Below are 11,884 nucleotides of genomic sequence, written 5' to 3'. Positions count from 1 at the left end.
CACTGGGTGACCAAGATGAAGGCGGCGAATATTCCCGTCGGTTATCTGCGCACCGTCGAGGAAGCCTTCAACTCGCCCGAAGCGCGCGAACGTCATCGCGTCAGCGAGATTCCGCACCCCAAGGCCGGCACCGTTCCGAATATCGAAACCCCGCTTAATCTTTCCCTGACGCCAGTCATCGATCCCGTCGCCGCGCCATTGCTCGGCCAGCACACAAGAGAAGTGCTGCGCGATACACTCGGTTATGATGAGGCGAAGATCGCTGCGTTGGCGGAAGCCGGAGTGTTCGGAAAGGTGCTGGCCTCAGCCGGCTGATATTTGTCTGGCCGCATTCGTGATGCGGCGACACGTTCTGGAAAGAAAAATATGCCCGGTGGCCGCTCGGCCACCGGGCTTTCTTTCGTTTCTGGAGCTGCTTTTTGATGCCGCGACTTTCGTTGCTCGCCTGGAAGTGTATTTTCCGCATTTGCCGCGGCGCTATTATAATGTAGAGCCGGTGATATCCCCTCGCGGACGATCCGCCTCGTTTCCCATCAAAGGAGTTATTCCCATGACGCACGCCATCCGCTTTCACAAGACCGGCGGTCCCGAAGTTCTTGTCTGGGAGGAGGTCAATGTCGGTAAGCCGGGTGCGGGCGAAGCGCGCATCCGCCATACCGCCGTTGGGCTCAACTTTGTCGACATCTATAATCGCTCCGGCGTTTATCCGTTGCAGCTGCCGAGCGGCCTTGGCGGCGAGGGTGCGGGAGTCGTCGAGGAAGTCGGCCCCGGCGTTACCGACCTCAAGCCGGGCGATCGCGTCGCTTATGGCGCAGCCCCGCTTGGCTCCTATGCCGAAGTGCGGCTTATTCCAGCGGAGCGGTTGCTCAAGCTGCCCAATGGTATCGACGACAGGACCGCGGCTGCGATGATGCTCAAGGGCCTCACCGTGCAATATCTCATCCGCCAGACCTATCGCGTCAAACCAGGCGATACGATTCTGCTTCACGCCGCAGCCGGCGGCGTCGGCCTGATCCTGTCGCAATGGGCCAAGCATCTGGGCGCCACCGTGATCGGCACCGTCGGCAGCGACGAGAAGGCCGCGCTCGCCAAGGCCCATGGCTGCGCACACACCATCGTCTATTCGCGCGAGGATTTCGTGAAGCGCGTCGACGAAATCACCGGCGGTAAGAAAGTGCCGGTGGTTTACGATTCCGTCGGCAAGGACACTTTCCTTAAATCGCTGGATTGCCTCGCCCCGCTCGGTGTCGTTGCCTTGTTCGGTCAATCGTCAGGCGGCGTGGAGCCGCTCAACCTCGGTCTATTGGCTCAGAAGGGCTCGCTGTTCGTCACCCGCCCGACGTTGAACACCTATGCGGCCAAAACGGAGAATCTTCGCGCCATGGCAAAGGAGCTGTTCGAGGTCGTGGCTTCCGGCGCGGTGAAGATCAATGTCAACCAGACCTATCCGTTAAAGGACGCCGCCAAGGCGCATGCGGATCTCGCCGCGCGCAAGACCACGGGCTCGACCGTCTTCCTGGTGTGAGCGCGATGGCCCGCGTTCTCATGCCTCTGCCGGCGCGGGACTTCGACCCGAGCGAAGCCGCCGTCAGTTGGCAGGTATTGTCGAATGCGGGCCATACGGTCACCTTTGCGACTCCGGACGGCCAGCCCGCAGCCGCCGACGACATGATGTTGACCGGGCAAGGCCTCGATCTCTGGGGCGCGATTCCGCTGTTGCGCAATCTGCCGCTGATCGGGCTTTTGATGCGGGCCAATCGTGATGCCCGCAACGCCTACGCGGCGATGATCGCTGACCCCCGCTATTCAAACCCGCTACGCTGGGATTCCGTCGATCCTTCCGCGTTTGACGCGCTGCTCTTGCCGGGTGGGCATCGCGCGCGCGGCATGCGCGATTATCTCGAGAGTGTGACGCTTCAGCGTCACGTTGCCGATTTTTTTGACGCACAAAAGCCGGTCGCCGCGATCTGCCATGGCGTACTTCTGGCCGCGCGAAGCCACTCGGCCCGGACTGGCCGTTCGGTGCTTAATGGCTACAAGACGACGGCGTTGACCTGGGCCCTCGAAAACAGCGCCTGGAAGGTCGCGCGCATTACGCGGTTCTGGGATCCGAACTATTACCGGACGTATCTCGAACAAACCGGCGAGCCCGAAGGCTATATGTCGGTGCAGCAGGAAGTGACGCGCGCGCTCGCTCAGGCGGAGGATTTTCTCGACGTGCCTCGTACCGATCCGGAGCATCGGCGGAAGACGTCCGGCTTGCAGCGCGATTCCATGGATGACGCGCGGCCGGCCTTCGTGGTGCGGGATCGTAACTATATTTCCGCTCGCTGGCCGGGCGACGTCCACACCTTCGCAAAAGCCTTTGTCGATCTGGTGAAATAGCGCCGTCCCCAGAGCGAGCGAATGGCAGATCACCCGGACGGTGGTGATCCCCTCCACCATGGCCTGGGTGTTCGCTTCGCTGACGCCCGCGATCTCCTTTGCGCTGATCGGCGTGCTTGTCGGCGAGTTCATCGGCGCCGAACAAGGGATCGGCCGGCTGATCATCGAGTCGGAAGCGCGGGGCGAAGCGTCGGGCATGATGGTCGCGGTCACTATCCTGATGCCGGTCGGCGTCGTGCTTGCCACCGGAATCCAGCGGCTCCAAGCCTATCTCCTGCGCTGGCGGCAACATAGCCGGTCGGATTGAGGCGCTTGTCTATTTGCTTCCGAATGCTATGAGCAGGCGGGATCGGTTCGATGGGGGTTTCCGATGAGCATCAAGGTCTACGGCTTCTGGCGTTCGATCGCGTCATTTCGCATCAGGGTCGCGCTCAAACTGAAGGAATTGCCGTTCGAGGAAATCTCGATCGATATTCTTCAAGGCGAGCAGTTCAAGCCGGGCTACGACGCCGTCAATCCTGAGCATGTGGTGCCGACCTTCATCCATGACGGCCATTCGCTGTATCAGTCGCTCGCGATCATGGAATATCTCGACGAGATCAAGCCGGCGCCGCGGCTGTTGCCGGACGACATCAGGGAGCGCGCCTATGCGCGCTCGCTGGCGCTGATGACCATCGCCGACGCCCATCCGCTGACCGTGCCGCGGGTCCGCATGCATCTGGCGAAGGCGTTCGGCGCCGAGACCAAGGCGATCGAGGAATGGGGCGCGCATTGGACCACCGAGGCTCTCGCGGCCTATGAGCGGTTCCTGGCGCGCCGCGCCCCGGCGCCGTTTGCACTCGGCAAAGACGTCGGACTTGCGGACATCTGCATCGCCGGCCAGGTAGTCGGCGCGCAATACCTCAAGGTCGGACTCGATGCCTTTCCGCTGGTGAAGGAGCTTTCGGGTCGCTGCTTTGCGTTGCCGGAATTTTCGAACTCACACCCGTTCGAGCAGCCCGATTACAAGACGGCAGGCGCGAAGCATTAATCAGGCCGTTTGGAGCTTCAAGGAAGTGCTGAACTCTTCCGCACGGGAAGCTATGGCTCCCTCTCCCTGAAAGGGAGAGGGAGTCACCTTTTCTCATATGTCAGTCCGGATATTCCGATCCGCTCCCGTTTTGCGCGCAAGCGAGCAAAGCGACCTCCCCTTTTCAAGGGGAGGTTCAGGTAACCCAAGCACACTTCCAGCGGACCGATCTTTAGACATCGAGCCCCAGCACGCGTGCGGCATTGCCGCCTGCAATCTGCGACAGCATCGTCTCGTCCATTCCATGGACGCCGGCGACATGTCCGACCGGATTATATTCGGCCATGTCGAAGGGATAGTCGGTGCCCATCAGGATACGATCAGGTCCGAACACGTCGATCAGATAAGCGAGTTGGTGATAGCTGAAGACGACCGTGTCGAGATAGACCTGCCGCAGGTACGTCGTCGGCGGCAACGGCAGATCGCCGTGCGAGTCCTTTCGCGCGCCCCAGCCATGATCGATGCGGCCGGAATAAGCCGGCAAATAGCCGCCGCCATGCACCGCCATCAGCTTCAGATCGGGGAAGCGAGCCAGCGTTCCCGAGAAGATCAGGTTATGAAGCGCAACCGTCGTCTCGAGCGGATTGCCGAGCACGTTGTTGAAATAGAAATGCGTCAGGCGGTCGCCATGGGTGAAGCCGTTCGGGTGCATCATGATGAAGGCCCCGAGCTGCTCGGCGCGGGCAAAGAAGGGCCGGAATTTCGGATCGGATAGCTCCTGGCCGTCGACATTGGTCAGGATTTCGACGCCCTTCAGCTTGAGATCCTTCATCACATAGTCGAGTTCCCGCACTGCGAGCTCCGGCTCCTGCAAGGTCACGACGCCGAGCCCGACGAACCGGTCCGGCTTGCGCGCGCAATATTCCGCCACGCCGTCATTGGCGAGCCGGTGCGCCTTTTCGGCGATCTTGGGATCGACCGAGTAGTAACATTGCGGCGGGGCGGGCGCGACGAGCTGGATGTCGATGCCCATCTTGTCGAGATCGAACAGGCGGCGATCGACGGTCGTCATGACCTCGCCGAGGTCCTTTTCCTGCTGGGCGTTGATCTCCTTGGTGGCCGCATCGGCAAAATGCGCCAGTGGCACGCGCGACAAATCGACATGCGGCTGCGCCATCTTGGCGGCCTGGGGTATGACGATATGGGCGTGAATATCGATCGTCGTGGAAGACGGACGCCGTGCGAGGCCGTCCGCGTCATTGTTGCGTGCGGCAGTAAGGCCATAGCGGTTCTTGGCATCGATCATGGATGAGGACTCTGCTGTTGGAGGCAATCGGATCGTTGTGTTTCGGGATCAGCGAGTGGTCAGGATTTCGGCTTGCGCCGGGTCCAGTGGACGGAAACCGTGGTCGCATCGGCCTCGCCCAGCCCATCCGCTTCCGCTTGCTCAAAGCAGGCCAGCGCGCTTTTCGCAACCGGCAGTTCGGCATGGAGGGAGGCGGCAAATTGCACGGCGGTGGCGAGGTCTTTTTTGGCGGCGGTGATGCCGAAGGCGGTCTCTCCAAGTGGCGCGCCGCCGAGCACCTTGGCGATGATGGCGCCGCGGCCTTTCATCGCGGCGGGCGCGCCGGCGGTGTCGGAGAGGATGTCGATCAACCGTTCCGGGGGAAGATTGAGTGGCTTGCAGATGGTGAGAGACTCGCCGAGCGCCTGCCAATAGACGAGAAGCGGCAGATTGACCGCGAGCTTCAACGTTGCACCGGCGCCGAGCGGGCCGACATGCTCAATGCGGCGGCAGAGTTGCTCGAGCAGGGGCTTTGCGCGCGCGACGTCGGCTTCAGACCCTCCGACCAGACCAAACAGCTTGCCTTCCCTGGCGGGGACTTTGCTGCCGCCGACCGGGCATTCGACAAAAGCTGCGCCGGATCGCATCGCGGCCTGGCCGACCGATACCATGGTGTCGGGGCGAATGGTGCTCATATCGATCACGAGCTTGCCGGCGAGCTTCGCCTTCAACAGGCCGTCGGCGCTGCGATAGACGGCTTCGGTCGCGGCATCGTTCAACAGCATGACAATCACGGCATCGCAGCCTTCGACGAGCGCGGCCGGAGAGGTGGCGGCTTTCGCGCCCGCACTGACCAGTGGTTTGGTCTTGGCGGCGTCACGATTCCAGACGGCCACTTCGTGTCCTACCGAAATCAATCGCTCCGCGATCGATGCGCCCATTCTTCCCGTTCCGCAAACGCCGACTTTCATTGTGTTTTACCTCGATCTTGTGGTGTCTGGCTTAGTGGGCATGATACACGCCCAGATGCTGCGTGATCAGCTCTTCGTTGATCCCGATCGCGTCGCCCGCAAAGACGCACCGTCCGGTGTTTAGAATGACGGCCTGGTCGGCGACCTCGAGCGCCAATTGCCGGTTCTGTTCGACCAGAACGATGGACTGGCCTTCCTCTTTCAATCGCTTGATGGTGCGGCCGACTTCCGCAACGATCAACGGCGCAAGACCTTCCGACGGCTCATCGAGCAGCAGGACGCGAGGATTGCCCATCAGCGCGCGGCCGATCGCCAGCATCTGCTGCTCGCCGCCGGACAGCGTGCCGGCAAACTGCGCGTGGCGTTCCTGCAGGCGCGGGAACAGCTCGAAGATGCGTTCCACATTCCACGGCTTGGCCGTGCTCCGCTCGCGTTGCCGCGCCACGATCAGGTTTTCGCGCACCGTCAGCGACGGGAAGATCCGCCGGCCCTGCGGGACGAGGCCAATGCCGAGGCGCGAAATGCGTTCGGGGCTCAAGCCTCCGATCGCCTCGCCAAACAGGCGGATGTCGCCCTCTTTCGGCGTCAGGAAGCCGACGATGGTGGAGATGCAGGTGGTCTTGCCGGCGCCGTTACGTCCCAACAAAGCGATCACCTGGCCCTCGGCCAACGAGAAGCCAACGCCGTGCAGAATATGGCTGTCCCCATAGAAGGTGTGCACGCCGGAAAGGCAGAGGGCTTCACGCGCCAAGGTACACCTCGCGCGTTCGTGCGTCTGCAATCACCGTGTCCCGCTCGCCGTCGACGATGACGCGACCGTAATTGAGCAGCGTCACCGTTTCGGCAAGATCAAGGGCAGTATCCATGTCATGTTCGATCATGACCACGGTGGTATCTTTCGGGATCGAAGCCACCAGGGATTTCACGGTCGTTCGTTCGCTGTCGGAGAGGCCCGCCAGGGGCTCGTCCAGCAGCAGCACGCGCGGTTGTTGCGACATCGCCATCGCGAGTTCGACCCGGCGTTTTTCGCCGTAGGCCAGTTCAGAAACCGGATGGTCGGCCAGATGCAGGAGCCCGACGCTGTCGAGCGTCCGGCGGGCTTCGGTGGCGAGATGCCGATAGGACGACAGCGGCCGCCACATCTGCCATCGCGAAGGAAGCAGGCCGAGAAGGCCGAGCGTGACGTTGTGCTCGAGGGTGTCGCCGCCAAACAGCGTGATGATCTGATAGGTGCGTGACAGGCCCCGATGCGCCCGCCTGTAAGGGGGAAGCGTCGTGACGTCTTCGTCGAACAGCTTGATTCTTCCGGAGTTCGGCCGCATGTCGCCGCTGATCTGGTTGAACAGCGTGGTCTTGCCGGCGCCGTTGGGGCCGATGATCAGTCGCCGCTCGCCTGGCCGGATCGAAAGCGACACCCCTTGCGTGACCTTGAGGCCACCGAACGCCTTGTTCAAGTCGACGATTTCAAGCGCGAGGTTCGACGACGGCGCGCTCATGACGACCGTCCTCGCAATCGCGCTGTGAGCTTCTGCACGCCCGGGACGATCCCGGTCGGCATCACGAGCACAATGAACAGGAATACCGCGCCAAGCAGCATGTTCCAGCGGTCGATATAGGCCGAAGCATAGTTCTTCAAGAGCAGCACGAGCGCTCCGCCCACGACCGGGCCGCCGAGCGTGCCCGATCCTCCCGCGATCACGCCGAGCAGCGCTTCGGCCGAGCTCGTGGTCGAAAGCGAGGTCGGGTGGATGTATTGGTTGTAATAGACATAGAGCAGCCCGGCCACGCCGCCCCAGAAGCCGGCATAGATGAAAGTGATCCAGCGGATCATCCAGGGATTGAAGCCCAGCGCCGCCATCCGGCGCGGCTGATCGCGTACGCCCTTCAGTGACGAGCCGAAGGATGACGACACGAAGATGGCCATCATCGCGAAGGCGAACATCGCGACGATCAGGGAAAACCAGTAGAACGAAGCCGCGCTCTCGAGCGAGATGCCGAACGGCGAGGGGCGGGTCAACCCGGCGATGCCGTTGTCACCGTTGGTGACGTTCGACATGCGATAGGCAAGCCCCCACAACACCTGCGATAGCGCCAGCGTTATCATCAGGAAGCCCAGGCCCGTCGCGCGCAGCGCGATCACGCCGAAGAACGCCGCCATCGCCACCGTTCCCGAGATCGAGATCAGCGCCGCGGTGCCGTGGCCGAAGCCGTAGCGGCTGGTCAGGATTGCCGAGAGATAGGCGGCAACGCCAAGATAGGAAGCATGGCCGAGCGAGGTCATGCCGCCGAAGCCGACCAGCAGGTTGAGGCTGAGCGCGAAGATCGCCGCGATCCAGATCTGGCTTGCAAGGTTGATGTAGAAATCCCCTGCAAGAAAAGGTAGCGAGAACGCCATGGCGGCGAAGACGGCGCTCGCGATCCACTTCATGCGCTGACACGCCCGAACAGGCCCTGCGGGCGGAACGCAATGACAAAGATCATCGGCAGAAACAGGATGATGTAGGCCAGCTCCGGAAACAGGACGGTGCCGAAGGTGTAGATGAAGCCGATGATGAAGCTGCCGACGAAGGCGCCGAACAGGCTCCCGATGCCGCCGAGAATGACGACGATCAGCGCTAGCGGCAGCATATCGCCGTCAAGTCCGGGATAGGCGGAGAGAATAGGGCCGCCAAGCACGCCGGCCGCGCCGGCAATCCCGGTGCCAAGGCAGAACACGATGGTGAAGAGACGCGAGACGGGAATGCCGACGGCGCGGGCCATCTGGCGGTCGTCGACGCCGGCGCGGATCATGGCTCCAAGCCGCGTGCGATCAATCAGGATGTAGAGCGCGGCTGCTGCGACGACGGCGATGCCGACCAGTACCAGCCGGTAGGTCGGAAACACGAAGCCGAACAGCCGCGTCGGCGCCTGCAGATAATGCGGCGTCGGCACCGGAATGGAGTCGCCGCCCCAAAGCACCAGACATGCATCCGAGATTATGAAGGCCATGCCGAGCGTGACCAGCACCTGGCCGAGCGGATTGGTTTTCAGCCGTGTCAGCACCAGCCGCTCGAACAGGCCGCCGAGTGCGGCGACGATGATTCCAGCACCCAGCGCCGTCACCCAGAGGTCCAGGCCGCTATAGTTGCGTAGCGCGACGGCTCCGAAATAAGTGCCCAGCATGAAGAATGCGCCATGCGTCAGGTTGGCAAGCCGCATCAGGCCGAAGATCAGCGAGAATCCGGACGACAGCAGAAACAGCAAACCGCCAAGCGACAGGCTGTTGAGACCCTGGATGATCCAAAACTGCATCTAGTGTCCCGATACTGCGTCCTGCTTCTGAGGGCGTTCCAACCACAAACCGTAACCTCTCACCCCAACCCTGTCCCACCGCAAGTCGGGCTTGCCCGACTTGCGCAAACTTTACAATGCGCAACCGGGGCAGCCCCCGGTTGCGTGGGAGCGCACTCCCAGAGCGGGTTTCGGCTCACCCTAGCTCCGTATAATTTCAGAGCTCCAGATTCTTGGCCGGCGGATAATCGCGCGAATAGACCGGGTTCTTCAGGAATTCGGTCTTGTTATAGGTCCAGAACTGGCTGACATCCGGATAGTCCTTGATGACGGCATTCACCAGGCGTCCGTCGGTTCGCGTGACCTTGCGGATATAGACGTTGCCGACCACGTTGCCGAACTCGTCGAATTTGACGATCCCGCGCACCGTGTCGAAGTTGTTGCCGCGGATGGCCGCCATGAAACCCTTCTTGTCTTCCGCGTTGCCCTTGACGATCTTGAGCGCGCCTTCCAGCACTTCGCCCGAGACGTAGGTACTTCCGGCGTAGTAGCCGGGATCGTACTTGAACTGTTTGCGGAAGGATGGCGCAAACGCCTTGTTGAGCGGATTATCGAGTTCGGCCGAGTACCAGCTCGTGGTGATGATGCCGAGCGCCTCGTCGCCCATGTTGCGCAACACGGATTCGTCGAGCGCGGTCATGCCGCCGATCACGGCTATCTTGTCCTTCAGGCCGTACTCGATGAACTGGCGCAGGAAACGGAAGCCGTTCGAGCCGGCTGTGCCCAAGAAGATCGCATCGGCATCGGTCTTCACCTGCGCGACATAGCTGCCGTAGTCGGGCGTCGCCAGCGGCGTGAAGATCTTCTGGATGATCTTGCCGCCACCGTCCTCAAAGGCGCGCTGGAAGCCGGCGCACATCTCGTGACCGTAAGCGAAGTCGTCGGCGATGGTGACGATCTTCTTGTATTTCAGCTCCTTGAGCGAATAGTCGGCAAGCGGATAGGCGCATTGCGCCGAGGTCGAGGTCAGCCGGACGTACCAAGGGCTCGGATGCCGTTGGGTCATGTCTTCGGCCGCGGAAACGCCCAAGGTCGGTACCTGCTTCTCGGTCAGATAGTCGATGATCGCGAGCGCCTCGAAGGCTGCGAGCGGGCCGATGATGCAGTGGACGTTATTCTTCTCCACCAGCTCCTGCGCCTTGGTGCGCGCGGTGGCGGGAACGCCGGCGGTATCGGCGACGATCAGATCGATCTTGCGGCCCGCCAGCGTGTAATCACGCTCTTTCAGGAACATGGTCAGCGCCAGTTCCATGTCGATGCCGCCGGACGCCAGCGGTCCGGTCTTGGCCGCCAGAAGGCCGACGCGGATCGGCCCGCTGGTCTGTGCGAACCCAACGTTCGGACTGGCCATGGTCGCGATGCCTGCGCCGGCAACGCCTGATACAAATTGTCGTCGCGAAATCGTCATGGTCCCTCCCAAGGGCATTCAGCCCGGACATCCGTGCTTTTTATGGTTGAGCGATTTATCGAACGGAAGCACTAAATGATCAAGTGATAACCACGCCTCGGAGACCGATCCGCCACGCACTAAAGTCGAAAAAACGCGGTTTCGACGTTTTTTGTCGCGGTGCAATAACGCTCCGACGTCGTGTGCGACGATTGGCCTTAGGCGCCCATCCTCACGCCTGCCCGCTCTTGGGGGCGGTGAGGATCGTCCGCTTCAGGACTTCAAAGACGGCGGCGGTGTCCTGGTCGCCCAAGCCCATGGTCATGGCCTGGGTGTAGACGGGCTGGGTCAACGTGAACAAAGGGGTCTCAACGCCGATATCGTCAGCGAATTCGGCGATGATCGCCATGTCCTTTTTCCAGGTCGAAACCTTCATGGTGGCAGGCTCATATTTGCCTTCGACCATCATCGGCGCCCGCATCTGGAACATGCGCGAACCGCCGGCGCCGGGACCGACCATCTCGACGACGCGCTTCGGGTCGAGACCGGCGCGTTCCGCCAGAATCATCGCCTCCGCGGTGGCGACGTTGTGGATCGCGACCAGGTGGTTGGCGACGAATTTCATCCGGCTGCCGTTGCCGTAAACGCCGAGATCAGCGCTTTGCTTGGCAAAATCCGCAAACAATTGACCGCAACTGGCGATCGCGGCACTGTCGCCACTGGCGTAGACAATGAGGTCGCGCATCCTGGCCTGCGCGCCCGTGCCGCTTAACGGGCAATCCAGCGCGATATGGCCGGCTTTTTTCAGGGTCGCCTCAAAACGAAGCTTGTCCGCGAGCGCCAGCGTCGAGAGTTCGACGACGATGCGCTGGCGTTCGCCGGACTCGGCGATCTGCCTGGCGACGCTTTCGACCGCTGCGGGAGTCGGAAGGCTCGTCATGACGATGGGCGCATTGCGGACGACCTGGGCCACGCTTTCGACGATGGCAAGGCCGGCTTCTGCGAGCTCTGCGCACTTGGCGGGATCGGTATCGAAGCCGACCACGTGCCATCCGCGCTCAACGAGGTTGCGGGCGATCGCGCCGCCCATGATGCCAAGCCCGACGATCCCGACCGTCTTGTCCATGAAAATTTCCCGCCGAAAGAGGCTCGCACCGGAACTGATGCGACCGCGCGCCCTCAATAGCGATTGATCCGGCAATAGACAATCGCCAACCCGCGATCACGCGCCCGATGCCAACCGTGCTGCAAAATCTGCTCGTTCGATCCGGCCGGTCTCTTGCCGAATTCGATTGACGGGCAGCGCAGCCCGCGCCTTAATTAGTGATCGGGCGATAAACAGACTTCAAGAATCGGACCACTAGTGCGGCGAATTTGAAGTTCCTGTCAATGTTGCGGCAATCGCTTTATAGGAACTTCAAATTCAAGGCCGCCCTAGAATCAATAAGTTACTAGAGCTCCTTTGATTCCGAAGCTCGCATCGGAGGTTGCCGCGATACCGTGCGAACTTCGGAATC

At 61.7% G+C, this 11,884-nt stretch carries 12 protein-coding genes and 1 pseudogene; 5 read left to right on the top strand and 8 right to left on the bottom strand.

The window, feature by feature from the left end; all coding sequences use genetic code 11:
* From WB528_RS10815 to maiA, 5 genes and pseudogenes are all read left to right on the top strand, one after another.
* On the top strand, positions 1-315 hold a 315-nt coding region (locus WB528_RS10815), incomplete at its 5' end, for a CoA transferase (protein ID WP_423888408.1).
* Positions 316-550: 235 nt separating this feature from the next.
* Positions 551-1,525 carry a quinone oxidoreductase family protein gene (locus tag WB528_RS10810; RefSeq protein WP_423888407.1) on the top strand — a complete coding sequence of 325 codons (975 nt, stop codon included), beginning with the start codon at positions 551-553 and terminating at the stop codon, positions 1,523-1,525.
* A gap of 5 nt (positions 1,526-1,530) precedes the next feature.
* Positions 1,531-2,385 (top strand): type 1 glutamine amidotransferase domain-containing protein, encoded by an 855-nt coding sequence (locus tag WB528_RS10805; protein ID WP_423888406.1) that lies wholly within the window; start codon positions 1,531-1,533, stop codon positions 2,383-2,385.
* A gap of 25 nt (positions 2,386-2,410) precedes the next feature.
* Positions 2,411-2,692 (top strand): annotated as a pseudogene (locus WB528_RS10800) (ABC transporter permease subunit); the annotation flags it as partial.
* A gap of 63 nt (positions 2,693-2,755) precedes the next feature.
* Positions 2,756-3,415: a maleylacetoacetate isomerase gene (gene maiA, locus WB528_RS10795; RefSeq protein ID WP_423888405.1), complete on the top strand. Its 660-nt coding sequence runs from the start codon at positions 2,756-2,758 to the stop codon at positions 3,413-3,415.
* Positions 3,416-3,626: 211 nt separating this feature from the next.
* On the opposite strand, the gene WB528_RS10790 is transcribed toward maiA, so the two are convergent.
* The 8 genes from WB528_RS10790 to WB528_RS10755 form a co-directional block, all read right to left on the bottom strand.
* On the bottom strand, positions 3,627-4,700 hold the full coding sequence (locus WB528_RS10790) for an amidohydrolase family protein (RefSeq protein WP_423888404.1): 1,074 nt from the start codon (positions 4,698-4,700) through the stop codon (positions 3,627-3,629).
* Between the two features lie 59 nt (positions 4,701-4,759).
* Positions 4,760-5,650, bottom strand: a complete 891-nt coding sequence (locus tag WB528_RS10785; protein WP_423888403.1) for an NAD(P)-dependent oxidoreductase — start codon at positions 5,648-5,650, stop codon at positions 4,760-4,762.
* 31 nt (positions 5,651-5,681) lie between these two features.
* Positions 5,682-6,401, bottom strand: coding sequence for an ABC transporter ATP-binding protein (locus WB528_RS10780; protein ID WP_423888402.1), 720 nt, complete (start codon positions 6,399-6,401; stop codon positions 5,682-5,684).
* Complete coding sequence (locus WB528_RS10775; RefSeq protein WP_423888401.1) at positions 6,391-7,146, bottom strand: ABC transporter ATP-binding protein; 756 nt, start codon at positions 7,144-7,146, stop codon at positions 6,391-6,393. The genes WB528_RS10780 and WB528_RS10775 overlap by 11 nt, the downstream gene beginning before the upstream one ends.
* Positions 7,143-8,078 carry a branched-chain amino acid ABC transporter permease gene (locus WB528_RS10770; protein ID WP_423888400.1) on the bottom strand — a complete coding sequence of 312 codons (936 nt, stop codon included), beginning with the start codon at positions 8,076-8,078 and terminating at the stop codon, positions 7,143-7,145. Before WB528_RS10770 ends, WB528_RS10775 begins: the two co-directional genes overlap by 4 nt.
* Positions 8,075-8,941 carry a branched-chain amino acid ABC transporter permease gene (locus WB528_RS10765; protein ID WP_423888399.1) on the bottom strand — a complete coding sequence of 289 codons (867 nt, stop codon included), beginning with the start codon at positions 8,939-8,941 and terminating at the stop codon, positions 8,075-8,077. Before WB528_RS10765 ends, WB528_RS10770 begins: the two co-directional genes overlap by 4 nt.
* 196 nt (positions 8,942-9,137) lie before the next feature.
* Positions 9,138-10,388, bottom strand: a complete 1,251-nt coding sequence (locus WB528_RS10760) for an ABC transporter substrate-binding protein (RefSeq protein WP_423888398.1) — start codon at positions 10,386-10,388, stop codon at positions 9,138-9,140.
* 211 nt (positions 10,389-10,599) lie between these two features.
* A complete protein-coding gene (locus tag WB528_RS10755; protein WP_423888397.1) occupies positions 10,600-11,493 on the bottom strand; it encodes an NAD(P)-dependent oxidoreductase in 894 nt (297 codons plus the stop codon).
* Between the last annotated feature and the right edge of the window lie 391 nt (positions 11,494-11,884).

Source organism: Bradyrhizobium sp., assembly GCF_049586575.1.
GTDB lineage: Bacteria > Pseudomonadota > Alphaproteobacteria > Rhizobiales > Xanthobacteraceae > Bradyrhizobium.
This window is presented reverse-complemented; position numbering and strand designations above follow the sequence as displayed.

What these genes read in the sequence shown, in the direction of transcription:
- WB528_RS10805 (WP_423888406.1), top strand. Translation starts at nt 1,531, where the DNA reads ATGGCCCGCGTTCTCATGCCTCTGCCGGCGCGGGACTTCGACCCGAGC.
- maiA (WP_423888405.1), top strand. Translation starts at nt 2,756, where the DNA reads ATGAGCATCAAGGTCTACGGCTTCTGGCGTTCGATCGCGTCATTTCGC.
- WB528_RS10810 (WP_423888407.1), top strand. Translation starts at nt 551, where the DNA reads ATGACGCACGCCATCCGCTTTCACAAGACCGGCGGTCCCGAAGTTCTT.
- WB528_RS10760 (WP_423888398.1), bottom strand. Translation starts at nt 10,388, where the DNA reads ATGACGATTTCGCGACGACAATTTGTATCAGGCGTTGCCGGCGCAGGC.
- WB528_RS10755 (WP_423888397.1), bottom strand. Translation starts at nt 11,493, where the DNA reads ATGGACAAGACGGTCGGGATCGTCGGGCTTGGCATCATGGGCGGCGCG.
- WB528_RS10765 (WP_423888399.1), bottom strand. Translation starts at nt 8,941, where the DNA reads ATGCAGTTTTGGATCATCCAGGGTCTCAACAGCCTGTCGCTTGGCGGT.
- WB528_RS10785 (WP_423888403.1), bottom strand. Translation starts at nt 5,650, where the DNA reads ATGAAAGTCGGCGTTTGCGGAACGGGAAGAATGGGCGCATCGATCGCG.
- WB528_RS10790 (WP_423888404.1), bottom strand. Translation starts at nt 4,700, where the DNA reads ATGATCGATGCCAAGAACCGCTATGGCCTTACTGCCGCACGCAACAAT.
- WB528_RS10775 (WP_423888401.1), bottom strand. Translation starts at nt 7,146, where the DNA reads ATGAGCGCGCCGTCGTCGAACCTCGCGCTTGAAATCGTCGACTTGAAC.
- WB528_RS10770 (WP_423888400.1), bottom strand. Translation starts at nt 8,078, where the DNA reads ATGAAGTGGATCGCGAGCGCCGTCTTCGCCGCCATGGCGTTCTCGCTA.